We start from the raw sequence: 24,836 nt of genomic DNA, 5'->3' as shown, positions 1-24,836 counted from the left end.
AGCGAGGACAGCGCCGACGGCGACGGTCTCGTCTTCGCCGGCGACGATCTCCTGCAGCACACCGGCGACCGGCGACGGGATCTCGGTGTCGACCTTGTCGGTCGAGATCTCCAGAAGCGCCTCGTCGACGGCGATGCTGTCGCCGACCTGCTTGAGCCAACGGGTCACGGTGCCTTCGGTGACACTCTCGCCGAGCTCGGGAAGCACGATGTCGGTCGCGTCGCCGGCGGGAGCGGATTCTGCAGCCGGCGTCTCCGCGGCGGGTGCGGGGGCCTCAGCGGCAGGTGCGGCCGCAGCAGGTGCGGATTCCGCGGGCGCGGCCTCAGCGGGCGCGGCTTCAGCGGGTGCAGCCTCGGCGGCAGCAGGAGCGTCTCCCGCAGGGGCCGACTCGCTGCCATCGCCGATTCGCGCGAGAAGCGCACCGACCTCGACGGTCTCGTCTTCGGCCACGAGGATCTCCTCGATCACGCCGGAAACGGGGGAGGGGATCTCGGTGTCGACCTTGTCGGTCGAGATCTCGAGCAGGCCCTCATCCGCCTGCACGGTGTCTCCCACCTGCTTGAGCCAGCGGGTGACCGTACCCTCTGTGACGCTCTCGCCGAGAGCGGGGAGGACGACGGATGTGCTCATGACTGAGTCTCCTTCAAGAAGTTGTATGACGCTTGTCTAGCTTAGTGACTCGGGCACCGGTTGGTGCTCAGAGGGCGTGCAGGGGCTTGCCGGCCAGTGCGAGGAAGGCTTCGCCGAGTGCCTCGCTCTGGGTCGGGTGGGCGTGGATCAGGGGGGCGATGTCCTCAGGATGCGCTTCCCAGGCGACAGCGAGCTGTCCCTCGGTGATGAGCTCGCCGACGCGATCGCCGAGCAGATGCACGCCGAGTACGGGGCCGTCCTTGAGCCGGACGACCTTGACGAGCCCGCTCGTCCCGATGATCTCACTCTTGCCGTTGCCGGCGAGGTTGTACTCGTAAGCGGCGACCGCATCGGCACCGTGTTCGGCGATCGCAGCCTCCTCGGTGACGCCGACCGAGGCGACCTCGGGGCTCGAGTACGTGACCTTGGGGATCTGCACGTCCGGGATGTTCGCGGGGGACAGACCGGCGATGCGTTCGGCGACGGCGATGCCCTGCTGGAATCCGCGGTGGGCGAGCTGCAGGCCGGGAACGATGTCCCCCACAGCCCAGACCCCGGGAACGCCGGTGCGCAGGTTCTCGTCGACCGTCACGAAGCCGCGGGCGAGGGTGACGCCTGCCTCTTCGAATCCGAGGTCTGCGGTGACGGGGCCTCGTCCGACCGCGACGAGCAGGTAGTCGGCCGTGAACTCCTTGCCGTCTTCGAGCGTGACGGTGACCGAGGAGTCGTCCTGCGTCGCCGTCTGGAAGCGGACACCGAGCGAGTACTGGATGCCGCGACGACGGAATGCGCGCTCGAGGCCCTTGCTGAGGGCGATGTCCTCGTTCGGGACCAGGTGTGGCAGAGCCTCGATGATCGTGACCTCGGAACCGAAGGAGCGCCACACGCTGGCGAACTCGACGCCGATCACGCCACCGCCGAGGATGAGGACGCGCTCCGGGATGACATCGAGCGCGAGCGCCTGCTCGCTCGTGAGGATCCGTCCGCCGATGTCGAGGCCGGGAAGTGAACGACTGTACGAGCCTGTCGCGAGCACCACATCGGCGCCGACGTACACATCATCGCCGACACTGACGCTGCGGTCGGCGTTCAGTCGGCCGAGACCGGCGACGGTCGTGATGCCGCGGGCCTTCACGAGGCCTTCGAGTCCCTTGAACTTCTTTGCGACGATGCCCTCGCGGTATGCCCGGACACCAGCCGGATCGATGCCCTCCAGCGTCGCGGTGACGCCGACGGAGGCGGCGTCGCGCACATGCTCGGCGACCTCGGCGGCGTGCAGCAGCGCCTTGGTCGGGATGCAGCCGCGGTGCAGGCAGGTGCCGCCGACCTTGTCCTTCTCGACGAGTGCGACGGACTTGCCGAGCTCACTCGCGCGCAGAGCCGCGGCATAGCCGCCGCTGCCGCCGCCCAGGACGACGACGTCGAAGGTGTGGGTTGTCATGTGTCATGCCTCCTTGTGGGATGCTGCGGCGAAGGCGACGATCGATCGGACCATCGCCCCCGTGGGGCCCTTCTCCGTGAAGCCGTACGGTGATCCGCCGTGCTCGCCGGAGCCGGCGATGTCGAGGTGGACCCAGGGGATGCGCGGGGCGTCCTCGGCCTCGGAAGTGCGGCCGACGAAACGGCGCAGGAACAGACCGGCGAACGAGGCACCTCCCATCCGGTCACCCATGTTCGCGTTCTGCAGGTCGGCGATGGGCGACTCGAGGGACTCCTCCATGTAGCTCGGCAGCGGCATGTGCCAGGCGGGCTCGTCGACGTGCTCGGCGGCAGCGAGGAACTCGGCGACGGTGTCGTCGTCGCCGAAGACGCCCGTGTGCCGGTGTCCGAGGGCGGCGACGATCGCACCCGTGAGAGTGGCGACGTCGATGATCACATCGGGCTGCTCGCGACTCGCCGCGACCAGGCCGTCGGCGAGGACGAGGCGGCCTTCGGCATCGGTGTTCTGGACCTCGACGGTCGTGCCGTCGAGGATGCGGATGACGTCGCCGGGACGGAGTGCTCGCCCGGACGGCATGTTGTCGGTGATGCAGAGCCACGCCGTCACGCGCACCGGCAGCTGCAGCGCGGCGATCGCGCGGAGCGCCGCGAGAGACGTGGCCGCTCCCGCCATGTCGAACTTCATCCCGACCATCGACGCCGCGGGCTTCAGGGACAGTCCCCCTGTGTCGAATGTGATGCCCTTGCCGACGAGGGCGATGTGTCGATTCGCACCCGCGGGGGAGTAGTCGAGGCGCACGAGCCGCGGCGGTCGGTCGGAGCCCTGTCCGACGCCCAGGATGCCTCCGAAGCCCTCCTCCGCCAGCTCCTTCTCGTCGAGGATCTCGACCGTGACGTCGAGGTCGGCGACGCTGTCGGCGGCACTCTGCGCGAGCTGCGCAGGGCTCTGCCACTCGGCAGGCACGTTGACGAGGTCCTTGATCAGCGCCACCGCATCGCCGATGGTCTGGGCATGGGCTGCCTCCTCATCGGTGAGCACCGCGTGGAGGGTGACCGCGGTGGCGCGGGTCTTGCCTTTCTCGGAACGGTATCCGTCGAAGCGGTGGCCGCCGAGGACCGCGCCCTCGGCCGCTGCAGGGGCGAACCCCTCGAGGCCGTCGGCGAGACCGAGCGCGACGTGGTCGAATCCGGTGAGGGAGCGCAGCGCGGCGCCGGCCGCATTGCGCACGGCGGCGGCATCGGGCTTGTCGCCTGCTCCCACGACCGCGAACGGCAAGGTGCTGACCTCGGGGAGGTGCACGCGGGCGAATGATCCGGCGGAGCCGGTGAATCCGATGCCGGCCAGCGCGTCCGCCAGGCCGGGGTAGGCGGACAGCGATTCCGCAGACTCGGGAAGAGTGGCGACGACGAGCACTGCGGCATCTGCAGCGCTTCCGGGGAACTGAGCGGTGGTGTGCGAGAGCACGGGAAGCGTCATGTCTTCCATCCTAGGATCTTCGCCGCAGCATGGTCGTCCGCCGCCCATGGGAGTGTTCGCTCTCAGCATGATGCGTCGCGCCCCGGTATCCGGACCTGCTCGTAGCATGGAGGCATGCCCTTCTCCGGTGAGATCCACGAACGTGTCGCGAATGCGCCGACAGTGCCGCACGGCCTGCCCCTGGTGGTTCTCCTCACCGGTTTCACCGATGCGGGCAGCGCCGTCTCCGGGCTCATCGACCACCTGCGCGAGACCGCGTCGCCCGAGCCGGTCATCGTCTTCGACAACGACGCTCTGCTGGACTATCGCGCACGGCGTCCGGTGATCTCCTTCGATCAGGATCACCTCACCGAGTTTCGTCCGCCCCGGCTCGAACTCTCCCTCGCGACGGATGCCCTGGATCGGCCCTTCCTGCTGCTCGCCGGCTATGAGCCGGACTTCGCCTGGAACGCGTTCGCGAGCACGGTGCTGGATCTGGCCGCGGAGTTCGAGGTTTCCGGGCTCCACTGGGTCCACTCGATCGCCATGCCGGTGCCGCACACGCGTCCGATCGGCACGACGGTGAGTGGCAACCGACGCGACCTCACGGTTGCGCATTCGGTGTGGAGGCCGCGCACACAGGTGCCGGCCACCGCGGGACACCTGCTCGAGTACCGCTTCATCGAACGCGGCGAGCGTGCCGTCGGATTCGTGCTCCTGGTGCCGCACTATCTCGCGGAGACGGAGAACCCCGATGCCGTGATCGCCGCCGCCGAGAAGCTCATGGCCTCGACGGGCCTGGTGCTCATGCTCGACGCGGTGCAGGAGCGGCGCGAGGATTACCTGACCCGAGTGGGGGAGCAGGTCGCCGGGAACGACGAGCTGCAGCAGATGTTGCACAACCTCGAGCGTCGCTACGACGCCTACATGGCGGGGCGCAACCCCGACGACGATTCCTATGACGAGGGCGGATTCAGCGAGCGCGACCTGCCCAGCGCCGATGAGCTGGCGGCCGAGCTGGAGCGCTACCTCGCCTCTCGTCCGTCCGGCGACGAGGACAAGCCCGGTCGCGGTTGAGATCGATACGGGAGAACTTCGTCGGAATGCGTCCGCATCGCCACACGTGTGCGATACTAGGACTCTGACCCGTTGTCAATCAGTGTTTTCGAACGCTGGACTTGACAAGGGTCTTACTAGTGTCCGAAATGTCCCGGGGCTACACAGCAGCTCCGTGAAAGGCGAAACGTGACTCCTGCCACGACGAAGAACACCCGGACGAAGAAGGCTGCCGAAGAGACGACCGCCGACGCTCCGGTCGAGGCCGATGCGCCCGAGAAGCCCGCGCCGTTGAGCGCGGCGAAGCGTGCTGCCGCAAAGCGCGCCCCCGTCAAGAAGAAGAAGGCCGAGGACGTCGTCGAAGAAGACGAGGCTCCTGCCGTGGCCGCTGTCGACGACGACGAGGACGAAGACGCCAAGCCGAAGTTCACCGAGCCGCTGCCGACCGGCGCGATCGTCATCTCGTCGAACGACGATGAAGACGTCCCGGTCTACTCGACGCAGATCACCGGTGCGACGGCTGACCCCGTCAAGGACTACCTGAAGCAGATCGGAAAGGTCGCGCTACTGAACGCGGCCGAAGAGGTCGAGCTCGCCATGCGCATCGAGGCGGGTCTGTTCGCCGAAGAGAAGCTGTCGGCGATGACGGCGGCCGAGAAGACGAGCCAGCTCGGACTCGACCTGCAGTGGGTCGCCCGCGACGGCCAGCGCGCGAAGAGCCACCTGCTCGGTGCCAACCTCCGTCTCGTCGTCTCCCTCGCGAAGCGCTACACGGGCCGCGGCATGCAGTTCCTGGATCTGATCCAGGAGGGCAACCTCGGGCTGATCCGCGCTGTGGAGAAGTTCGACTACACCAAGGGCTTCAAGTTCTCGACCTACGCCACCTGGTGGATCCGTCAGGCGATCACCCGTGCCATGGCCGACCAGGCCCGCACGATCCGCATCCCGGTGCACATGGTCGAGGTCATCAACAAGCTCGCCCGCGTGCAGCGTCAGATGCTGCAGGACCTCGGTCGCGAACCCACTCCGGAAGAGCTCAGCCGCGAGCTGGACATGACGCCGGAGAAGGTCGTGGAGGTGCAGAAGTACGGCCGCGAGCCCATCTCGCTGCATACTCCGCTCGGTGAGGACGGCGACAGCGAGTTCGGCGACCTGATCGAGGACACCGAGGCCGTGGTCCCCGCAGACGCCGTGGGATTCACCATGCTGCAGCGTCAGCTGGAACAGCTGCTCGACTCGCTCTCCGAGCGCGAAGCAGGCGTGATCCGCATGCGCTTCGGCCTGGGCGACGGTCAGCCGAAGACCCTCGACCAGATCGGTGACACGTTCGGCGTGACGCGCGAGCGCATCCGCCAGATCGAGTCGAAGACGATGGCGAAGCTGCGTCACCCGAGCCGTTCGCAGTCCCTGCGGGACTACCTCGAATGAGCCAGGCGAACGACGGCAAGGCTCTCGAGGCGAGCGTCGACGGCAAGAACTATGCGCGCATCCCGCTGCGAACTCGCGTGGTCATGCCCGAGGACGACCTCGATGCGATCATCACCGAGTACGCCAAGGACGCGGTGCAGCCGGGCGACCTGCTGTTCGTGACCGAGAAGATCGTGGCGATCACGCAGGGGCGGTCGTACCGTCTCGATGAGATCAAGCCGCGCAAGCTCGCGTTGTTCCTGTCGAAGTACGTCACCCGCACGCCGTACGGCATCGGGCTCGGCATGCCGGAGACGATGGAGATGGCGTTGCGGGAGTGCGGTACGCCGCGGATCCTCTTCGCTTCGGCTGTGGCGGCGGTCACCAAGGCGTTCGGTCGCCGGGGAGACTTCTATCGCATCGCGGGCGATAAGGCACGCGCGATCGACGGACCGACCAAGCACACGATCCCGCCGTACAACGAGGCGGTCGTGCTCGGGCCGAAGGATCCCGACGGTGTCGCGGCCCGCCTCAAGAAGCTCGTCGGCGGTCACGCGGAGGTCGCCGTGGTCGACATCAACGATCTCGGTGGCAACATTCTCGGTTCGACGCTCGACAAAGACGGTGAGCGTCGTCTGGTGAAGATCCTCGGCGACAACCCGCTCGGCCAGGGCCTCGAGTCCACGCCGCTCGGTATCGTCCGCGCGATCTGATCTCTCGGAACTCACGAAGAAGGCCCCGGATGCCCGAGCATCCGGGGCCTTTCTCTTCATGGTTCAGAAGCCGATGACCTCACGATAGCGGGGCTTGTGACCGGTGCGGATGCCGGTGACGCTGGGCTTGTTCTCATAGACGCCGGCGCCCCAGTTGCCCTCGACGAGCACGGGGCCGTCGGGGGACACGACGATGTCCCAGCCGACGTACTGCACCTGCGGCACGACACGGGCGACCTCATCGATGAATGCCCGCACCTCGTCCATGTACGGCAATTGGAAGTCGGCGATGCGGAAACCCGAGTCGGGGTGCGTCTCGTGCACGTGCCCGTGCGAGTCGTACCCGGCTCCCACGGCGTGGCCGTTCTCATCGAGCATCGTGTAGAAGCCGCCGAAGGTCATCTGATCGCTGACCTCGCCGCGGCCGAACTTCTGCGCCATCGCGAGGATGTGCGCCTTCTCGCCGTCGAAGAACGCGGTGATGCGGGTGGTGTTCACGGTGCCGGGGCACACGGCCGCCAGGGCGTCGTGCTGACGGATGACCTCTTCGATGAGCAGTTCGCCGCGCTCCAGCAGTCCGCGGTGGAACTCGTTCCAGTCCTCGATGTCGGCAGCGTGGTAGCGGTGCACTCCGGTGCCGGCCTGCCCCACCGGCTCCTTCGTCACGATCGTGCCGAGGCGCTGGGTGAGCTCACGCACGGCGTCGGCGTTGCCTTCTTCGACGACCATCCACTCGCGCTTCAGGAACGCGGAGAACTGCTTGTCGAACTCGACCTTGTCCTGGAAGATCCAGCGGTAGTCCGGGTGGTCGTACCGCTGCGAGAGCTGGTTCGACACCGGATGCGTCATGTAGGTCTCGCGCTCGGCCTTGGTGAGCATGGCGAAGTCGTAGTCGATGTAGTCCTGGAAGCCGACGTTGTGACGGGCGGCGGACCACAGCATGTCGACGATGATGCCGGGTACGGCCTTGTGGTGCTGCTCCGAAGCCTCTTTCGCTCGTTCCACCACCGATCCGACATCGATGCGGCGGGCACGTCCCAGCAGGTAGCGGATGCGGGGCGTGAGGGAAAGACGAGACATATGGCTCCAGGGTCGGGGTCTCCACCAGTCTACGGGGGCCGCGCAGGTCCACCTGGGAGTCGGAAGCTAGGGTGGAGGACGTGTGTGAGACGACTTCCAGCGCCCTGCCGCGAGCGATCATCTCCCGGTCTGCCTTGGCTGCAGGGGCGTCAGCGGCGGTGATCGCCGGCGGGCGCGTCGCCGATCTGCGTCGCGATGCCTGGGGGCACGGCGTGCTCGCTGTCGCTCAGGCGGTGACCGCCGCCGGCGCGGAGCAGGTGCTGGTCGACGCCGACGGAGAGGTCGAGGCGCTGCGTCTGGAGGGAATCGTCGGGGTGACCTCCGGCGACGCCGATATCGATCCGACTCTGTTGTACGGACTTCCTGATGAGTCAGGCGTCCTCGTGACGGAGCCCGTGATGCGCCTGACCGGCCGCGTGATGTCCACCAAGCGCCTTCGTGCAGGCGACGCAGTCTCGTACGGCTACACCTACCGCGCGTCCGCAGACACGACGGTGGCGCTCGTGACGGGCGGTTACGCACAGGGCATCGTGCGAGCGCTCGGGAACCAGGGGCTCGTCGACATCGACGGTGTCGCGCGACCCATCATCGGGCGCGTCGCCATGGATGTCTGCGTCGTCGACCTCGCCGGCTCCGAAGTCGAAGCCGGTGCGGAGGCCACGTACTTCGGTGGACGCGGCCCCGCCGCGGACGGACTCGCCCGATGGAGCGCGGTCACCGGGATGGCGGCGGCGGAGCTCGTCACGGTGGCCGGTGCACACGCGGTTCGGGGGTGGGAGGCATGAGCCGCCCGGAGTTGCGCGTCAGCAGCAGCGTCTTCCGCACGAACATCGAGGCCGTGCGCACGCGGATCGCGCCATCGGCCCTCATGCTCGTGCTCAAGGACGACGCATACGGACACGGACTCGCGTGGGCTGTCGAGACGGCGGTCCAGGCAGGCGTCGAGCGGTTCGGCAGCTACGACATCGCCGGTGGACTGAGCGTTCGACGCATCGCCGGCGGGGATGCGCGGATCTTCGCATGGGCGACATCGACGGATGCTGAGGTCGACGACGCCCTCCTGCAGCAGATCGATCTCGGAGTGGGAACGACCGCCTACCTGCGGCGGATCATCACCCGCGCCGAAGCCCTCGGCGTGTGTGCGCGCGTGCACCTGAAGATCGACACGGGGCTGCACCGCAACGGGATCCTGCCGGAGGACTGGGCCGCGACGGTGGCGGAGGCCCGGGCGGCGGAGCGCGCAGGACTCCTCGAACTCGATGGCGTGTGGAGTCACATCGCCGAGGCGAGCGACGAGGAGGACGACGATGCGCAAGAGGTGTTCCTGGACGCGGTGCGCGTCGTGGGGGAGTCGGGGCCGGTCCCCGCTTCGCTGCACCTGACGGCCTCAGCGGCATCCTGGTGGCGTCCCGAGATGCGCGGCACGGTGTCGCGAATCGGAGCGTTCTGCTACGGCATCCGTTCCGCCGACGGCCCTGAGCTGCCGGGCGTCCGTCCGGTGGCGAGTCTGGTGGCGACCGTGGTGGATGTCGACGCAGGCGACGCCGTGATCTCGATCGGCAGTTTCGACGGTTTCCCCTCGACCCTCAGGGGTGTCGACGTGGGGACGCCGGACGGTGCCCGGAATCTGATGGCCGTCGATCAGACGACGTCGGTCGTCGCCGGGTGGCCGGGCCTCAGGGTGGGGGACGAGGTCACCCTGTTCGGCGCGGGTGAGCGCGGAGAATCGTCGGCAACCACTCTCGCTGAGCGTATCGACACGGTGGGCGAGGAGATCCTCACCCGGCTGACCGCTCGGGTCCGCCGGGTCGTACAGAACTGACGGGCGTCAGACCGCCTGGATCAGGCGTGCTGTCTCGTCGTGCCAGCTGGTCGCGATGCTGCGGAGCTTCTCTTCGTACTTGCGGCCGTGGTGGGCGCAGAACAGGAGCTCGGAGCCGTTCACCTCGGCGGCGATGTACGCCTGAGCGCCGCAGGAATCGCAACGATCCATGGCCGTCAGACGGAACTCGATGGTGGAGGTGTCACGTTCGGTCGTTGCATTCATCTCGGTGCCTCCTCGGGTGTCGGCTTCGCTTGCTGATTTGGTCAATACAACCACGCTGCACCTGTGTGCATGCCCGGTTTGCGGCGTGTTTCGCTCAGCGCGTACGGGACGGGAACGGACTGGACGCGCGCGGGGAGTGTCTGCGGCTGGAGCGCAGGTCGCGAGAATAGACTCAGAGATTGTGAATGCCGAGTATTCTGCCCACCATCTCCAGGTGCTTGAAGGGCTCGAAGCTGTCCGCAAGCGCCCGGGCATGTACATCGGGTCGAACGGTTCTCCGGGCCTCATGCACTGCCTCTGGGAGATCATCGACAACTCCGTCGACGAGGCGGTGGCAGGCAACGGCACGAAGATCGACATCATCCTTCACGCCGACGGCAGCGTCGAGGTCCATGATCGCGGCCGCGGCATCCCCGTCGACGTCGAGCCGCGTACCGGCCTCACCGGCGTCGAGGTCGTCTACACCAAGCTGCACGCGGGCGGAAAGTTCGGCGGTGGCTCCTACGCCGCATCGGGTGGTCTGCACGGCGTCGGCGCATCGGTCGTGAACGCGCTCTCGGAGCGCCTCGACGTCGAGGTGGATCGCGGCGGGAAGACCTATGCGATGTCGTTCCATCGCGGCGAGCCCGGCATCTTCAAGGATTCGGGAGAGAAGCGCCCCGACGCCCCGTTCACACCGTTCCAGGAGAACAGCGAGCTCCGCGTCATCGGCAAGGCGCCTCGCGGCGTCACCGGAACCCGCGTGCGCTACTGGGCCGACCGTCAGATCTTCACGAAGGATGCGGCCTTCCAACTCGCGGAGCTCGAGACGCGGGCGCGCCAGACGGCCTTCCTCGTTCCGGGGCTCGAGATCGTCGTCAAGGACGAGCGCGCTGCCGGTCAGGTCGTCCCGATCCCTGATTCCGACGGTGAGACCACCACGCTCGGCCCCGTCGAGACCTCCTACCTGTACGAAGGCGGCATCTCGGAGTTCGTCGAGTACCTGGCGACCGATCCTCCTGTCACGGACACCTGGCGCATCCAGGGGGAGGGAACGTTCAAGGAGACCGTTCCCGTACTACAGGCCGACGGGCACATGGTCTCCACCGAGGTGGAGCGAACGTGCGCCGTCGACATCGCGCTGCGCTGGGGCACCGGTTACGACACCCGCGTCCGTTCATTCGTCAACATCATCTCCACGCCCAAGGGCGGTACCCACCAGCAGGGGTTCGAGCAGGAGCTCCTGAAGGTGTTGCGGACCCAGGTCGAGCAGAACGCGCGCCGCCTCAAGGTCGGCAACGACAAGCTCGAGAAGGACGACGTCCTGGCCGGTCTCACGGCGGTCCTGACGGTCAACGTTCCGGAGCCGCAGTTCGAGGGCCAGACCAAGGAGATCCTGGGCACGCCGGCGGTGCGCGCGATCGTCGCCCAGGTGATCCGCAAGGACCTGGGGGAGCGCTTCAGCTCGACCAAGCGCGACGACAAGAACCAGGCGTCGCAGCTGCTCGACAAGATCGTCTCCGAGATGAAGGCCCGCGTGTCCGCGCGCGCCCACAAGGAGACGCAGCGCCGGAAGAACGCCCTCGAGTCGTCGACTCTTCCCACGAAGCTCGTCGACTGTCGAACGAACGAGGTGGACCGCAGCGAGCTCTTCATCGTCGAGGGCGACTCGGCGCTCGGTACCGCGAAGAACGCGCGCAACAGCGAGTTCCAGGCCCTGCTGCCCATTCGAGGAAAGATCCTCAACGTGCAGAAGGCCTCCGTCGGCGACATGCTGTCGAACGCCGAGTGCGCCTCGATCATCCAGGTGATCGGTGCCGGTTCCGGGCGGACGTTCGACCTCAGCGCCGCTCGCTACGGGAAGATCATCCTGATGAGCGACGCCGACGTCGACGGCGCGCACATCCGCACGCTGCTGCTGACGCTGTTCTTCCGCTACATGCGACCGCTGATCGAGGATGGTCGCGTGTTCGCCGCCGTACCGCCGTTGCACCGGGTCATCGTGATGAACCCGGGGTCGAAGCCGAACGAGACGATCTACACGTACAGCGAGCAGGAGATGCACGCGCTGCTGACGAAGCTCCGCAAGGCCGGCAAGCGCTGGCACGAGCCGATCCAGCGGTACAAGGGTCTCGGTGAGATGGATGCCGAGCAGCTGGCCAACACGACCATGGACCGCTCCGGCCGCCTGCTGCGTCGGGTGCGCATGGAGGATGCCGAGGCCGCGGGCCGTGTCTTCGAGCTCCTGATGGGCAACGAGGTGGCGCCGCGCCGCGAGTTCATCATCGACTCGTCCGACCGGCTGTCTCGCGAGTCGATCGACGCCTGATCCGGGCCTGGCGAAGGAACGGGAGAGGGGCCGCGGACATCCGCGGCCCCTCTCCCGTTCTCAGACGAGCGTGCGGCCGATGCTGCCGATCACGCCGTCGATGGGCTGACCCGAGGCGTCACGTCGTGCTCCGGACTCGGGGAGCTTGCGCACGGCACCGGTCGGGTCGACCGCCAGCGGGGGGTTCGGTCCCACCCAGGCGACGGTGAGCCGATCTTCGCCCTTCAGGAACGAGTGTGCGCGCACGCCGCCCGTCGCGCGGCCCTTCGCCGGGTATTCAGTGAAGGCCGAGACCTTCGCACGTCCCGGTTCCGTGCCGGGCAGGATGCTCTCGCCACCGGAGACTGTCGCCACGACGGCCTCCGCCGTGGGATCGACGACGCCGAAGAACAGCACGGTCGCACCGGAGCCGAGCTTGACACCGGCCATGCCGCCCGCAGGTGCTCCCTGAGGGCGCACGTTCGCGGCGGGGAAGTGGAGCAGCTGGGCATCGCTCGTGACGAACACGAGATCGGAGTCGTCGCGGGCCTCTGCTGCTCCCACGACCGTGTCGCCGGGCTTCATGCCGATGACTTCGAGGTCGGGGCGCACCGGCAGCGACGACGGGACGATGCGCTTCACCGTTCCCTGCGCCGTCCCGAGGGCGATCGGCGTCTCGCTGTCGAAACGCACGAACCCGAGGATCCGCTCGTTCCTGGTCGTGATCCCGAGGTAGTCACGCAGCGGTGTCCCCGCAGCGAGCTGGACGGAGGTCGCGGGGACGGAGGGCAGGTCGACGGGGGAGAAGCGCACGACACGGCCGAGGCTGGTGAGAGCCCCGATCTCCGCGCGGACCGTCGTCTCGACCGTCGTCAGGATCGCGTCGTGCTTGCTGCGGCGTGCCGGAACCGTGAGCTCCTGCCCCTCACCGAGGTCGACCCGCACGGCGCGGCCCGTGGTGGAGAGGGCCAGGACCGTGGGGGCGTCGGCGATCTGCAGATCGACCGCTCCCTTGGTCGCTCGTGGCTTCGGGGGAGCGGCGTTCATCAGAAGCGTACGGCGCGGTGTGCCGTAGGCATCGGCCGCAGCATCGAGCTCCTTGGCGACCACGCCGCGCAGGAGCACCGGGCTGCCGAGCAGCTCACGGAGCGAGGCGATCTCCGCCAGCAGCGCATCGCGCTCGGTCTCGAGCTCGATGCGTGAGAACTTGGTCAGGCGACGCAGTCGCAGCTCGAGGATGTACTCGGCCTGCAGCTCGCTCAGATCGAACACCGAGCGCAGACGTGTGCGCGCCTGCTCCGAGTCGTCGGAGGAGCGGATGACCTGGATGACCTCGTCGATGTCGAGGATCGCGATGAGCAAGCCCTCGACGAGGTGAAGACGTTCCTCGCGGCGCGCGAGGCGGTAGCGACTCCGCCGCGTGATCACTTCGAGGCGATGGCCCACGTAGACGCTCAGCATCTCCTTCAGGCCGAGGGTGCGCGGCTGGCCGTCGACGAGTGCGACGTTGTTGATGCTGAACGAGTCCTCGAGCGGGGTCAGGCGGTACAGCTGCTCGAGGACCGCGTTCGGGTCGAACCCGGTCTTGACGCCGATCGCGACGCGAAGCCCGTGGTTGCGGTCGGTCAGATCGGTGACGTCGCTGATCCCCTGCAGCTTCTTCGCCTGCACGGCGTCGCGGATCTTCTCGATCAGGCGTTCCGGGCCCACCATGTAGGGCAGCTCGGAGACGATGATGCCGGTGCGCCGCGGACCCAGGGGCTCGATCGACGTCTTGCCGCGGACCTTGAGCGCTCCGCGTCCGTTCGCGTACGCGTCCTTGACGCCGTCGAGACCCATCAGGATGCCGCCCGAGGGGAAATCGGGACCGGGGACGAACTCCATCAGCTCCTCGGTGGTGGCATCCGGGTTCTCGAGCAGGTGGGTCGCGGCCGCCACGACCTCGATGAGGTTGTGCGGCGCCATGTTCGTGGCCATGCCCACGGCGATACCGCTGGCGCCGTTGACGAGGAGGTTCGGGAACGCGGCCGGCAGCACAGCCGGCTGCTGGAACTGACCGTCGTAGTTCGGGATGAAGTCGACGACATCTTCGTCGAGGTTCTCGGTGAGGGCGAGCGCCGCCGCGGCGAGCCGGGCCTCGGTGTACCGTGCAGCAGCCGGACCGTCGTCGAGGGATCCGAAGTTGCCGTGGCCGTCGATCAGGGGCACACGCAGCGCCCACTCCTGCGCGAGACGAACCAGCGCGTCGTAGATCGCGGAGTCGCCGTGAGGGTGGAGCTTTCCCATCACCTCGCCCACGACACGGGCGCTCTTGACGTGGCCGCGGTCGGGGCGCAGCCCCATCTCGGCCATCTGGTACAGGATGCGGCGTTGCACCGGCTTCAGGCCGTCACGGGCATCGGGCAGAGCGCGGGAGTAGATCACCGAGTACGCGTACTCGAGGAACGAACCCTGCATCTCGGCGGAGAGGTCGATGTCCTGGATGCGCTCCTCGACAGGCTCGGGCGGCGGGGTTTTCGGCATGGACTTCCTGAGGGCGTACGGGAGCCTGTGTCAGACTGGCTCGGATGTCCCTCATGCTACCGTCCGCGTCGCCCAGCGCCCGGAGCGTCGTCGGGGTGGCGGACGACGTGTTCGCCGCGCTCCGAGGCGGTTCCGAGGTGCTTCCGCGTGCGGACTCCGTCGTCCTCGTCGTCGTCGACGGTCTCGGGGCGATCAGCCTCCGCGCACATGCTGGTCACGCCCGCACGCTGACGGCCGGCATGGCGAAGAAGGATGTCGCGCAGTCGGTGTTCCCCTCGACCACGGCCGCCGCACTCACCAGCATCGTCACGGGAGTGTGGCCGGGGGAGCACGGCCTCGTCGGCTACCGGGTGCTCGATGTGAGCCGAGACGTGCTCGTCAATCAGCTCAGCGGCTGGGAGACCGACGGGATCGACCCGCTCACCTGGCAGCCGGTGCCGACCATCTTCGAACGGGCAGGTCGCGACGGACACGAGAGCTTCGCGGTCGGATTCGCCGGATACGCGCATAGTGGGTTCACGAAAGCCACGCTCCGTGGCGCGGAGTTCGTCGCCGCGACCACGGCGGCGGCGCGCATCGAAGCCGCGTACACGCTCGCCCAGACCCACCCGGGATCCCTCGTCTACTGCTATCTGCCCGAGGTGGATAAGGCCGGCCACAAGCACGGGATCGCGTCTCGCGAGTGGGTCGCGGCGCTCGAGGACATCGATGCCGCTCTGGCCACGCGGGTGCCACCGGCCGTCGGGGTGCTCGTCACCTCGGACCACGGGATGGTCGACGTGGGAGCGGATCGCCAGGTCGTGCTGGAAGAGTCGCATCTGCGGGGCGTGCATCACGTCGGTGGCGAGCCGCGGATGCTGCACGTCTACCTCGACCCCTACGCCGACGCCGCGGCGGTCGCTGCTCGGTGGCGGGCGGATCTGGAGGGGGTCGCCGACGTCGTCACCCGCGAGGAAGCCATCCGCGGCGGACTGTTCGGCGCGACTGTCACCGCAGCAGCGTCGGGACGGATCGGCGACCTGCTCGCCATCGCCCGCGGCACCTGGGCCCTCTACGACGGCACTGCGGCCGACCAGCGCGGGCGCGGCATGATCGGGCAGCACGGAGCGCTCACGCCCGAGGAGCGGCAGGTGCCCCTGATCAGGCTCGGCGCGTTCGCGCGCTGACGCTGCCAGCGCGAACCGGCAGGGGAGCCATCACTCCTCGGCGCCGCTCACTCGTCGGTGCGAGCTCCGAAGACGATCTCGTCCCACGAAGGCATGGCATTACGGCGGCGACGGCGACCGCCGGATTCGCCGGCGTCGGAAGGGGCGGCCTGGGCCGAAGGCTGGGCCGGCTCGGGCTCGTCATCGGGCTGCTCGAGGGCGTCGAACAGCGAGATCGGGTCGGAGTGCTCGTCATCGTCGGGCTCGTCGAGCAGCGGAGCGGTCTCGCGCTGACCGCGACGGCGACGGAGCGCCTCCAGCAGGTCTGCGGTCTCGGGGCTCGTGTTCTGCGCGGAAGGCGCGCGCTTGATGGCGGCATCCTGCGCGGCGATGTCGGAGCGCTCCGGGAGCGAGGGGTCTTCGAACTCCGCTTCCGGCGCCGGAAGCAGACGCGGACCGAAGGCGCCGGAGTCGAACCGGCTCTCGTCCTTGTAGGGCGAGTTGGTGCGTTCCGCATCCACGGCACGAAGGCGCGGGATGAGCCCTTCGGGCAATGATCCCTGGCGCGAGAGCTGGGTGGCGTCGGCATTCAGCGGCGAGAGAGCGCTGCGGCGAGGGTCGAAGCTCCAGCGGGCATCGTGGTCGACGTCGTTCGCTGTGAATTCGAGCTTGATCGTCCAGCTGGAATCCTCTTTCCAGCTCGCCCACCGCTCCGCCGTCGCTGCGACCTCGGCGAGCTTCGCGCGGACCGCGACGCCGAAGGTCGGCTGGGCGTCTGGTTCGACCTCGCTGCCGATCAGCACGGGAACCGCGAGTGCCTGGCCGATGATGTGCTCGCGCTCGGCGAGGACCGGACCTTCGAAGCGGGCGACGTCGTCGACGCTGATTCCCAGCAGCTCGGCGACCTCGGGAGCCGTGAGTCCGGCGCGGATCTGCGCTTGGATGTCACGCGGGCTCGCGGCGAGCTTCTGTGCGGTGGGCTCTGCCTGGCGGGTGGCGCGACGGATCTCACGCTGCAGCACGTCGTCGATGGGCAGCGAGAACCGCTCGCCCGACTCGGTCGCGAGTACGAGGACTCCTGCTTCTGTGCCGACGATGGTGACGTTTTCCATGCGAATGCCCCTCTGATGGGTGTCCGTTCATGGTGTCACGCATGCGGCGTCTGGGCCGGGAATACCCTGGGCGTGCCGTGAGTTTGCTCTGTCGCACGGACCGCATTTGCGTTATGTCTCCGGGTCGTGCAAACTATGGCCGCCGATACCCGACGGCGCACCACCCACTCGCACCATGAAAGTGGAGATCTACCGCATGGCAACCGATTACGACGCCCCCCGAAAGAGCGAAGACGACTCCGAGTCGATCGAAGCCCTCAAGGAGCGTGTGCCGGACAAATCTTCCGGCTCAAGCGGGGACGAAGACTCCGACAACCCGTCGAACTTCGACCTTCCGGGTGCCGACCTCTCCGACCTCGAGCTCGACGTCGTCGTGCTGCCCGCGCAGCAGGACGAGTTCACGTGCATGAGCTGCTTCCTCGTGAAGCACCAGTCACAGCTCGACCACGAGGGCGCATCCGGGCCCATCTGCAAGGAGTGCGCTGCGTAAGCAGTCCTCCGAGCGACGTCTCACGCGCCCCCGACCGCTCGGTCAGGGGCGCGCTGTCGTATGTGAGCGGGCCCGTCAGGAACGGGCAGCGCGGATGGCCGCCGCGAGTCGGTCTGGCGTGCGGGTCGAGATGCTCCACGTGTCGACCGGGTCGTCCGCGTCGAGATTCGGAACGACGACGATCCCGTCGATCCCGCCGCGGATCAGGTGCCAGCCGCGTGCGGGGAGGCCGGGACCGCGTGCCTGTCGGGCTTCTTCGCCGACGAGAGCCAGCGGTTCGCCGAGGTGCTCGACATCGATGTGTGCGCGACCGGCGCGCAGGATGCGGCCCTCCACCGACACGACCGGCGTCGCCGCGATGAAGCCGAGCACCAGGAGCGCGGAGACGGCGGCGCCGACGATGAGCGCGACGGTCGACCCGATGGGCACGAAGACGAGAGACACCATCGGTCCTGCGACCGCGACGGTGACCAGCAGCCAGAGGCTGGGAGAGAGTCGTTCGCGATAGCGGACACGTGCGTCTGTGGCGGGGTTCTGCATTAGCCTCATGGGGTGACCGATTCCGTTGATGTCCCCATTATCGCTGCAGTGGTGCCCGGATACGCGCATCCGGGCGACGCCGGCGCCGATCTGGTCGCGGCGGAGGCCGTGCATCTGGAACCGGGCGAGCGCGCTCTCGTGGCCACCGGAGTCAGGATCGCGCTTCCCGACGGCTATGCGGCTTTCGTGGTTCCGCGCAGCGGGCTGGCCGCCAAGCACGGGATCTCGATCGTGAACTCGCCGGGGACGGTCGACGCCGGATACCGGGGCGAGATCAAGGTGAGCCTGATCAACACCGATAACAGGAGCGCGTACGATGTGGCCGTCGGCGATCGCATCGCGCAGCTGATCATCATGCCGGTGACACGCGCCACGTTCATCTCGGTGGACGAGCTGCCGGACAGCGTCCGCGGCGCCGGCGGTTTCGGCTCCACCGGGTACCAGGCGGGGCTCACGCAGAACGAAGCGGGACAGAACAGATGACTGACAACAACGCGACCCCCTCCAAGTCGGCACCCGCGAACCGCGGCACCGACGGACCTTTCGACGACTCCGAGGCGAACCCGGTTCGCCCGTACATCGACCTGGGCGGGATCAAGATCCTTCCACGCGAGGGGCTGAACCTCCGGCTCGAGGTGGAAGAGCAGACCAAGCGCATCGTCGCCGTCGGCCTCGACTATGCGGAATCCTCGCTGCAGGTGCAGCCGTTCGCGGCGCCGCGCTCCGGCGGACTGTGGGATGAGACGCGCGTGCAGCTGCGCGACCAGGTCAAGGCACAGGGCGGCCGCGTCGAAGAACGCGACGGCCCGTTGGGTAAAGAGCTCCTCGCCGAGGTCCCAGCGACCGCGAGCGAAGGCTCCGGACTGCGCCTCGCCCGATTCATCGGCATCGACGGTCCCCGCTGGTTCCTTCGCGGCGTGATCGGCGGAGCGGGTGCGTCGGATCCCGAGGCCGGCGCCAAGGTCGAGGATCTGTTCCGCTCGATCGTCGTCGTCCGCGGTGGCTCTCCGATGCCCCCGCGTGATCTGATCCCACTCAAGATGCCGGCGACCCCGGGCTCCGCGTGAGCGTCCCCGAACCCGACCCGGAACGCGAGAAGAGCACCTCCGAGATCCTCGGGGCGGCTCTCGGCAGCGCCGCCCGCCGTGCCGGGCTCGACCCGGCGGAGACCGCCAGCACGCACAAGGTCGTCTGGTCGGCGATCGGCGGGGTCCGCGGCATCCTCGAATCGGTGCTGCCGAGCCTGGCCTTCGTGATCATCTTCACGATCCGCCCCGAGCCGCTGATCCTGTCGCTCGGTATCTCGGTCGGCCTCGCTGCGGTCTTCACGATCGTCCGCCTCGTGCAGAAGTCCCCGCCCTCCGCGGCGATCGGCGGACTCGTCGCCGCGGCCGCCGCGGCTGCGCTCGCGCTGTGGACCGGTCGCGGAGCAGACAACTTCGTCCCGGGTCTCATCACCAACGCGGTCTACGGTTCGGTCATCCTCGTGTCGGCCCTGATCGGGTGGTCGTTGATCGGCCTCGCGGTCGGTTTCCTGATGGGGGAGGGCACCACCTGGCGGAACGATCGGCGCAAGCGCCGCGCCTACTTCTGGCTCGGGATCGCGTGGGCTGCGCTGTTCTTCGCCAGACTCGCCGTGCAGCTCCCGCTGTACCTCGCAGGCGATGTGACCGCACTCGGCACGCTCAAGCTCATCATGGGCCTCCCGCTCTTCGCGCCGTTGATCGCGGTCACCTGGCTCGTCGTACGCGCTCTCCATCCGCGTGGTCCGTCGCGCGAAGACGCCGCCGAGGCATGATAGATTTATCTTGACATCAAGATAAATCGCAGGCTTTCGCCGGTGAGCTGCGCGGAGCAGACTGGTTAGGTCCGCCTTGCTAGCCGCAGGGGCTCGCTGGCGAGCAAGATGGAGGCGCCTGTCGCTCCCATCCGAATAGAAGGAGACGGATTCGTGTCCACGGTGAACAGCTTCGGTGCCAAGAGCACCCTGACAGTCGGCAGCACCGACTATGAGATCTTCCGCATCGACACGGTGCCCGGTTTCGAGAAGCTCCCCTTCAGTCTCAAGGTCCTCCTGGAGAACCTGCTTCGCACCGAGGACGGTGCGAATGTGACGAAGGCGCAGATCGAGGCGCTGGGTTCGTGGGATGCCGCGGCAGAGCCCAATACCGAGATCCAGTTCACGCCCGCGCGCGTGGTCATGCAGGACTTCACCGGTGTGCCCTGCATCGTCGACCTCGCCACGATGCGCGAGGCCGTGACGGCCCTCGGCGGTGACGCGAACAAGATCAACCCGCTCTCGCCCGCCGAGATGGTCATCGACCACTCCGTCATCGCCGACCTGTTCGGCTCGGAGAACGCCCTCGAGCGCAACGTCGAGATCGAGTACGAGCGCAACGGCGAGCGCTACCAGTTCCTGCGCTGGGGCCAGACGGCCTTCAGCGACTTCAAGGTCGTCCCGCCCGGAACCGGCATCGTCCACCAGGTGAACATCGAGCACCTGGCCAAGGTCATCTACGACCGCGATGTCGACGGCGTGCTCCGCGCATACCCCGACACCTGCGTCGGCACCGACTCGCACACCACCATGGTCAACGGCCTGGGCGTGCTGGGCTGGGGTGTCGGCGGCATCGAGGCCGAGGCGGCCATGCTCGGCCAGCCCGTGTCGATGCTGATCCCGCGTGTCGTCGGTTTCAAGCTCTCCGGCGAGATCCCCGCCGGCGTGACCGCGACCGACGTCGTGCTCACGATCACCGACCAGCTCCGCAAGCACGGCGTGGTCGGCAAGTTCGTCGAGTTCTACGGTGAGGGCGTCGCCTCTGTGCCGCTCGCGAACCGCGCCACCATCGGAAACATGTCTCCCGAGTTCGGCTCCACGGCGGCGATCTTCCCGATCGATGACGTGACCCTCGAGTACCTGCGCCTGACCGGCCGCAGCGAAGAGGCCGTCGCGCTGGTCGAGGCGTACGCCAAGGAGCAGAAGCTCTGGCACGACGCGAGCGTCGAGCCGACCTTCAGCGAGTACCTCGAGCTCGACCTCGGCACCGTCGTGCCGTCGATCGCCGGCCCGAAGCGCCCGCAGGACCGGATCCTCCTCTCCGAGGCGAAGGCCCAGTTCGAGCACGACATCCTGGGCTACACGACGGCGTCGACCTCCGACGACATCGTCGACCTGGAGTCGAAGCACTCCTTCCCGGCATCCGACCCGGGCTCTGTCCCCGGCGAAGAGGAGCCGACCACGCGTCCGGTGCACATCAACAGCGGCGCTCCGGCGAACGCCTCGAAGCCCGTGCCGGTCACGACGCCGTCGGGGGAGAAGTACATCCTCGACAACGGCGCCGTCACGCTCGCCGCCATCACCTCGTGCACCAACACGTCGAACCCGTCGGTGATGATCGCCGCCGGTCTCGTCGCACGCAAGGCGCTGGAGAAGGGCCTGAAGCAGAAGCCGTGGGTCAAGACCACGCTCGGCCCCGGCTCGAAGGTCGTCACCGACTACTACGAGAAGTCCGGCCTGGACAAGGACCTCGAGGGCCTCGGCTTCTACACGGTCGGCTACGGCTGCACGATCTGCATCGGCAACTCCGGTCCTCTGATCGAAGAGGTGTCAAAGGCGATCAACTCCCACGACCTCGCCGTCACGGCCGTCCTCTCGGGCAACCGCAACTTCGAGGGGCGCATCAGCCCCGACGTGAAGATGAACTACCTCGCCAGCCCGCCGCTGGTCATCGCCTACGCGCTGGCCGGGTCGATGCACTTCGACTTCGAGAACGACGCGCTCGGCAAGGGCACCGACGGCGAAGACGTCTTCCTCAAGGACATCTGGCCGACTCCGGCCGAGGTGCAGGAACTCGTCGACTCCTCGATCTCGCGCGAGCAGTTCATCAAGCAGTACGCGACGGTCTTCGACGGCGACGAGCGCTGGCGCAGCCTGCCCACGCCGGATGACGCGATCTTCCAGTGGGACGAGAACTCGACCTACGTCCGCAAGGCGCCGTACTTCGAGGGCATGACGATGGAGCTCACCCCGGTGAAGGACATCGAGGGCGCACGTGTCATGGCGACTCTGGGTGACTCGGTCACCACCGACCACATCTCGCCCGCCGGAAACATCAAGGCCGGCACGCCCGCGGCCCAGTACCTCACGGAGCACGGCGTCGACCGCAAGGACTTCAACTCCTTCGGTTCGCGTCGCGGCAACCACGAGGTCATGATCCGCGGAACCTTCGCGAACATCCGTCTGAAGAACGCGATGGTCGCGGCCGTCAACGACGGGCAGGTCGTCGAGGGTGGCTTCACGCGTGACTTCACGCAGCCGGGCGGCCCGCAGTCGTACATCTACGACGCGAGCATGAACTATCAGGAGCAGGGCACGCCCCTCGTCATCTTCGGTGGCAAGGAGTACGGCTCCGGTTCGTCGCGCGACTGGGCGGCCAAGGGCACGAGCCTGCTGGGCGTCAAGGCGGTCATCACCGAGAGCTTCGAGCGCATCCACCGCTCGAACCTGATCGGCATGGGCGTCGTCCCGCTGCAGTTCCCCGCCGGCGAAAGCTGGGAGTCGCTGGGCCTCGACGGCACCGAGATCGTCTCGATCACGGGGCTGGAAGAGCTCAACAACGGTGTCACGCCCAAGACGGTCAAGGTCACGGCCACTCCGAGCGAGAACTCGCCCGAAGGCAAGCAGCCGGTCGAGTTCGACGCGGTCGTCCGCATCGACACACCCGGTGAGGCGGACTACTACCGCAACGGCGGCATCCTGCAGTACGTGCTGCGTTCGCTGGTCTGATTGCACAGACGAAGGGACTCCGATCCATGGATCGGAGTCCCTTCGTCATGTCAAGGGGGGCGGCGCTCACCGGGTTCTCCCCACCTGGCGCGGTAGGATCGACGGGCGTCCGCACCCTCGTCGGGCGCTTCTGGCGAAGCCTGTGAGGAGGCGCAGATGCCCATTCTTCCGAGCATCTCAGGACCCCGTGATCTGGACGCGCTATCGACCGTTCAACTGGAGGAGCTCGCCACCGAGATCCGCACATTCCTGGTCGAGAACGTCTCGCAGACCGGTGGTCACCTCGGCCCGAATCTGGGCGTCGTCGAACTGACGATCGCTCTGCACCGGGTCTTCTCGTCTCCGGACGATCCGTTCATCTTCGACACGGGGCACCAGTCCTACGTGCACAAGCTCCTCACGGGGCGCCAGGACTTCTCCGGCCTACGCGTGCGGGGAGGCCTCGCCGGGTATCCGCAGCGCAGCGAGAGCGCACACGATGTCGTGGAGTCGTCGCATGCATCGAGCTCGCTGAGCTGGGCGGACGGGATCTCCCGCGCACTCACCGCCACTGGTCGCGCGGATCGACATGTCGTCGCTGTCGTCGGCGACGGGGCCCTCACCGGCGGAATGACGTGGGAGGCGTTGAACAACATCTCCGATGACAACGACCGGAACCTCGTGATCGTCGTCAACGACAACGGTCGCTCATACGCGCCCACCATCGGCGGGATGTCGCGGTACCTGAACCGGGTGCGCACTGCGGCGGCATACAAGGATCTGCACCAGCGCTCCGACCGCCTGTTCCGTGCGTTCGGTCCTGTGGGCCGCGCGGTGTTCCGCGGGGTTCGCGGCGGAACCCACGGCTTCCTCTCCCGCTTCACCAACAATGAGGCGCTCTACTCCAACCTCGACATCAAGTACCTCGGTCCCATCGACGGACACGATCTCCCCGCTCTGCTCGAGACGCTCGAGCTGGCGAAGTCGTACGGCGCCCCGGTCATCGTGCACACGATCACCGAGAAGGGACGCGGTTACCAGCCCGCCCGAGACGACGAGGCCGACCAATTCCATGCGGTGGGGAAGATCGACCCCGCGACGGGTGAGACGCTGTCTTCCGGCGGTCGCGGCTGGACCGACGTGTTCTCGGACGCCCTCGTCTCGGTGGGGGAGCAGCGCAGCGATGTCATCGCGATGACGGCCGCCATGCTGCGACCGACGGGCCTCGCCCCGTTCGCCGAGCGGTTCCCCGATCGCGTGTACGACGTGGGGATCGCCGAGCAGCACGCGGTCGCCTCCGCCGCGGGGCTGGCATACGGCGGACTGCACCCCGTCGTCGCGCTCTACGCCACGTTCATGGGCAGGGCCTTCGATCAGGTGCTGATGGATGTCGCACTGCACCGTGCGGGCGTGACCTTCGTGCTCGACCGTGCCGGTGTGACCGGCCCCGACGGTCCGAGCCACCACGGGATGTGGGATCTCGCCATGTTGCAGATCGTCCCGCACATCCGCATTGCCGCTCCCAGGGACGGCGCGCGTCTGACCGAAGCGCTGAGCGAGGCCGTTCAGGTCGACGACGCGCCTACGGTCATCCGGTTCCCGAAGGGCGAGGTCGCCGCCGACCTTCCCGCCATCGAGCGCTTGAAAGACGGGGTGGACGTGCTCGCCCGGGGGGAGTCGGAGGACGTGCTGATCGTCGCCATCGGCCCGTTCGCCGAACTCGCGCTCGACGTCGCAGAGCGTCTTCGGGCGCAGGGCATCGGTGCCACCGTGATCGATCCGCGCTGGGCGATCCCGGTGCGGCCGTCGGTGATCGAGCTGGCAGCACATCATCGTCTTGTGATCACCCTCGAGGACGGTATCCGCGTCGGCGGCATCGGCACGCGGGTGCGTCAGGTCCTGCGTGAGGCCGGCATCGACACGGCGGTGGACGAGCTCGGCCTGCCCGACGAGTTCATCGATCACGCCTCTCGGGACCAGATCCTCGCGGATGCGGGACTCACGGCGCCGAAGATCGCCCAGGACATCGTGTCGCAGGTGCTCGGTACCAGGATCCCGAAGGCGCGGGATGCGGGCGAGACGGGGACGATCGACCTGCCCCTCCACGAACGCCACTGATGCGCTGAAGGACCCGCCGGTCCGAAT

The 24,836-nt window shown here is 67.7% G+C and carries 21 protein-coding genes; 13 read left to right on the top strand and 8 right to left on the bottom strand.

Going from position 1 to position 24,836, the window contains the following annotated elements:
• The 3 genes from GZ67_RS19765 to GZ67_RS0110460 all read right to left on the bottom strand — a co-directional run.
• Positions 1-630, bottom strand: a 630-nt coding sequence (locus GZ67_RS19765) for a biotin/lipoyl-containing protein (RefSeq protein WP_036330266.1), incomplete at its 3' end; no start/stop codon positions are given.
• Positions 631-697: 67 nt separating this feature from the next.
• Positions 698-2,071: a dihydrolipoyl dehydrogenase gene (gene lpdA / locus GZ67_RS0110465; RefSeq protein ID WP_029263250.1), complete on the bottom strand. Its 1,374-nt coding sequence runs from the start codon at positions 2,069-2,071 to the stop codon at positions 698-700.
• A gap of 3 nt (positions 2,072-2,074) precedes the next feature.
• Positions 2,075-3,547, bottom strand: a complete 1,473-nt coding sequence (locus GZ67_RS0110460; RefSeq protein ID WP_029263251.1) for a leucyl aminopeptidase — start codon at positions 3,545-3,547, stop codon at positions 2,075-2,077.
• Positions 3,548-3,661: 114 nt separating this feature from the next.
• On the opposite strand from GZ67_RS0110460, the gene GZ67_RS0110455 reads away from it, so the two are divergent.
• The 3 genes from GZ67_RS0110455 to GZ67_RS0110445 all read left to right on the top strand — a co-directional run bounded on the left by GZ67_RS0110455 (position 3,662) and on the right by GZ67_RS0110445 (position 6,702).
• Positions 3,662-4,603 carry a proteasome assembly chaperone family protein gene (locus GZ67_RS0110455; protein ID WP_029263252.1) on the top strand — a complete coding sequence of 314 codons (942 nt, stop codon included), beginning with the start codon at positions 3,662-3,664 and terminating at the stop codon, positions 4,601-4,603.
• A gap of 168 nt (positions 4,604-4,771) precedes the next feature.
• Positions 4,772-6,010 (top strand): RNA polymerase sigma factor, encoded by a 1,239-nt coding sequence (locus GZ67_RS0110450; RefSeq protein WP_029263253.1) that lies wholly within the window; start codon positions 4,772-4,774, stop codon positions 6,008-6,010.
• Entirely contained in the window at positions 6,007-6,702 is a 696-nt protein-coding gene (locus GZ67_RS0110445) for a coenzyme F420-0:L-glutamate ligase (RefSeq protein ID WP_029263254.1), read from the top strand. Before GZ67_RS0110450 ends, GZ67_RS0110445 begins: the two co-directional genes overlap by 4 nt.
• A 63-nt stretch (positions 6,703-6,765) precedes the next feature.
• Here the strand turns inward: GZ67_RS0110445 and GZ67_RS0110440 are convergent, their stop codons facing one another.
• Positions 6,766-7,782 (bottom strand): sugar-transfer associated ATP-grasp domain-containing protein, encoded by a 1,017-nt coding sequence (locus tag GZ67_RS0110440; protein ID WP_029263255.1) that lies wholly within the window; start codon positions 7,780-7,782, stop codon positions 6,766-6,768.
• 80 nt (positions 7,783-7,862) lie between these two features.
• Here GZ67_RS0110440 and GZ67_RS0110435 point away from each other — a divergent pair, with 80 nt between their 5' ends.
• Together GZ67_RS0110435 and GZ67_RS0110430 are read left to right on the top strand one after the other, a co-directional pair.
• Positions 7,863-8,567: an alanine racemase gene (locus tag GZ67_RS0110435; RefSeq protein WP_231481763.1), complete on the top strand. Its 705-nt coding sequence runs from the start codon at positions 7,863-7,865 to the stop codon at positions 8,565-8,567.
• Positions 8,564-9,604, top strand: a complete 1,041-nt coding sequence (locus tag GZ67_RS0110430) for an alanine racemase (RefSeq protein ID WP_029263257.1) — start codon at positions 8,564-8,566, stop codon at positions 9,602-9,604. The genes GZ67_RS0110435 and GZ67_RS0110430 overlap by 4 nt, the downstream gene beginning before the upstream one ends.
• Before the next feature lie 6 nt (positions 9,605-9,610).
• Here the strand turns inward: GZ67_RS0110430 and GZ67_RS0110425 are convergent, their stop codons facing one another.
• Entirely contained in the window at positions 9,611-9,829 is a 219-nt protein-coding gene (locus GZ67_RS0110425) for a DUF7455 domain-containing protein (RefSeq protein ID WP_029263258.1), read from the bottom strand.
• A 181-nt stretch (positions 9,830-10,010) separates the two neighbouring features.
• Here GZ67_RS0110425 and GZ67_RS0110420 point away from each other — a divergent pair, with 181 nt between their 5' ends.
• Positions 10,011-12,137 carry a DNA gyrase/topoisomerase IV subunit B gene (locus GZ67_RS0110420; RefSeq protein WP_029263259.1) on the top strand — a complete coding sequence of 709 codons (2,127 nt, stop codon included), beginning with the start codon at positions 10,011-10,013 and terminating at the stop codon, positions 12,135-12,137.
• A 60-nt stretch (positions 12,138-12,197) separates the two neighbouring features.
• Here GZ67_RS0110420 and GZ67_RS0110415 read toward each other — a convergent pair whose 3' ends face one another.
• On the bottom strand, positions 12,198-14,639 hold the full coding sequence (locus tag GZ67_RS0110415; protein WP_029263260.1) for a DNA gyrase/topoisomerase IV subunit A: 2,442 nt from the start codon (positions 14,637-14,639) through the stop codon (positions 12,198-12,200).
• A gap of 44 nt (positions 14,640-14,683) precedes the next feature.
• Here GZ67_RS0110415 and GZ67_RS0110410 point away from each other — a divergent pair, with 44 nt between their 5' ends.
• Positions 14,684-15,805 carry an alkaline phosphatase family protein gene (locus GZ67_RS0110410; RefSeq protein ID WP_029263261.1) on the top strand — a complete coding sequence of 374 codons (1,122 nt, stop codon included), beginning with the start codon at positions 14,684-14,686 and terminating at the stop codon, positions 15,803-15,805.
• 47 nt (positions 15,806-15,852) lie between these two features.
• Here the strand turns inward: GZ67_RS0110410 and sepH are convergent, their stop codons facing one another.
• Positions 15,853-16,896, bottom strand: a complete 1,044-nt coding sequence (gene sepH / locus GZ67_RS0110405) for a septation protein SepH (RefSeq protein ID WP_029263262.1) — start codon at positions 16,894-16,896, stop codon at positions 15,853-15,855.
• Positions 16,897-17,092: 196 nt separating this feature from the next.
• Here sepH and GZ67_RS0110400 point away from each other — a divergent pair, with 196 nt between their 5' ends.
• Positions 17,093-17,386, top strand: a complete 294-nt coding sequence (locus tag GZ67_RS0110400; protein WP_029263263.1) for a DUF4193 domain-containing protein — start codon at positions 17,093-17,095, stop codon at positions 17,384-17,386.
• Between the two features lie 75 nt (positions 17,387-17,461).
• On the opposite strand, the gene GZ67_RS0110395 is transcribed toward GZ67_RS0110400, so the two are convergent.
• Positions 17,462-17,926 carry a DUF3093 domain-containing protein gene (locus GZ67_RS0110395; protein ID WP_029263264.1) on the bottom strand — a complete coding sequence of 155 codons (465 nt, stop codon included), beginning with the start codon at positions 17,924-17,926 and terminating at the stop codon, positions 17,462-17,464.
• A gap of 12 nt (positions 17,927-17,938) precedes the next feature.
• On the opposite strand from GZ67_RS0110395, the gene dut reads away from it, so the two are divergent.
• The 5 genes from dut (at position 17,939) to dxs (ending at position 24,809) form a co-directional block, all read left to right on the top strand.
• Positions 17,939-18,409 (top strand): dUTP diphosphatase, encoded by a 471-nt coding sequence (gene dut, locus GZ67_RS0110390; RefSeq protein WP_029263265.1) that lies wholly within the window; start codon positions 17,939-17,941, stop codon positions 18,407-18,409.
• Positions 18,406-18,993 carry a DUF3710 domain-containing protein gene (locus tag GZ67_RS0110385; RefSeq protein ID WP_029263266.1) on the top strand — a complete coding sequence of 196 codons (588 nt, stop codon included), beginning with the start codon at positions 18,406-18,408 and terminating at the stop codon, positions 18,991-18,993. Before dut ends, GZ67_RS0110385 begins: the two co-directional genes overlap by 4 nt.
• A complete protein-coding gene (locus GZ67_RS0110380) occupies positions 18,990-19,724 on the top strand; it encodes a DUF3159 domain-containing protein (protein WP_029263267.1) in 735 nt (244 codons plus the stop codon). The genes GZ67_RS0110385 and GZ67_RS0110380 overlap by 4 nt, the downstream gene beginning before the upstream one ends.
• Positions 19,725-19,877: 153 nt before the next feature.
• Positions 19,878-22,712: an aconitate hydratase gene (locus GZ67_RS0110375; RefSeq protein WP_029263268.1), complete on the top strand. Its 2,835-nt coding sequence runs from the start codon at positions 19,878-19,880 to the stop codon at positions 22,710-22,712.
• A gap of 156 nt (positions 22,713-22,868) precedes the next feature.
• On the top strand, positions 22,869-24,809 hold the full coding sequence (gene dxs / locus GZ67_RS0110370; RefSeq protein WP_029263269.1) for a 1-deoxy-D-xylulose-5-phosphate synthase: 1,941 nt from the start codon (positions 22,869-22,871) through the stop codon (positions 24,807-24,809).
• The last annotated feature ends 27 nt before the right edge of the window (positions 24,810-24,836 follow it).

The sequence above is a fragment of the Microbacterium sp. Cr-K20 genome (genome assembly GCF_000708325.1).
Taxonomy (GTDB): Bacteria; Actinomycetota; Actinomycetes; order Actinomycetales; family Microbacteriaceae; genus Microbacterium.
Note: the sequence above shows the minus strand (reverse complement) of the source record. Positions and strands in the feature narration are given on the sequence as shown.

Excerpts from the sequence above, each read along its gene's own strand:
- dxs (WP_029263269.1), top strand. The coding sequence starts at position 22,869 with ATGCCCATTCTTCCGAGCATCTCAGGACCCCGTGATCTGGACGCGCTA.
- GZ67_RS0110460 (WP_029263251.1), bottom strand. The coding sequence starts at position 3,547 with ATGACGCTTCCCGTGCTCTCGCACACCACCGCTCAGTTCCCCGGAAGC.
- GZ67_RS0110425 (WP_029263258.1), bottom strand. The coding sequence starts at position 9,829 with ATGAATGCAACGACCGAACGTGACACCTCCACCATCGAGTTCCGTCTG.
- GZ67_RS0110455 (WP_029263252.1), top strand. The coding sequence starts at position 3,662 with ATGCCCTTCTCCGGTGAGATCCACGAACGTGTCGCGAATGCGCCGACA.
- GZ67_RS0110385 (WP_029263266.1), top strand. The coding sequence starts at position 18,406 with ATGACTGACAACAACGCGACCCCCTCCAAGTCGGCACCCGCGAACCGC.
- GZ67_RS0110445 (WP_029263254.1), top strand. The coding sequence starts at position 6,007 with ATGAGCCAGGCGAACGACGGCAAGGCTCTCGAGGCGAGCGTCGACGGC.
- GZ67_RS0110395 (WP_029263264.1), bottom strand. The coding sequence starts at position 17,926 with ATGCAGAACCCCGCCACAGACGCACGTGTCCGCTATCGCGAACGACTC.
- GZ67_RS0110440 (WP_029263255.1), bottom strand. The coding sequence starts at position 7,782 with ATGTCTCGTCTTTCCCTCACGCCCCGCATCCGCTACCTGCTGGGACGT.
- GZ67_RS0110415 (WP_029263260.1), bottom strand. The coding sequence starts at position 14,639 with ATGCCGAAAACCCCGCCGCCCGAGCCTGTCGAGGAGCGCATCCAGGAC.
- GZ67_RS0110400 (WP_029263263.1), top strand. The coding sequence starts at position 17,093 with ATGGCAACCGATTACGACGCCCCCCGAAAGAGCGAAGACGACTCCGAG.
- lpdA (WP_029263250.1), bottom strand. The coding sequence starts at position 2,071 with ATGACAACCCACACCTTCGACGTCGTCGTCCTGGGCGGCGGCAGCGGC.
- GZ67_RS0110430 (WP_029263257.1), top strand. The coding sequence starts at position 8,564 with ATGAGCCGCCCGGAGTTGCGCGTCAGCAGCAGCGTCTTCCGCACGAAC.
- GZ67_RS0110410 (WP_029263261.1), top strand. The coding sequence starts at position 14,684 with ATGTCCCTCATGCTACCGTCCGCGTCGCCCAGCGCCCGGAGCGTCGTC.
- sepH (WP_029263262.1), bottom strand. The coding sequence starts at position 16,896 with ATGGAAAACGTCACCATCGTCGGCACAGAAGCAGGAGTCCTCGTACTC.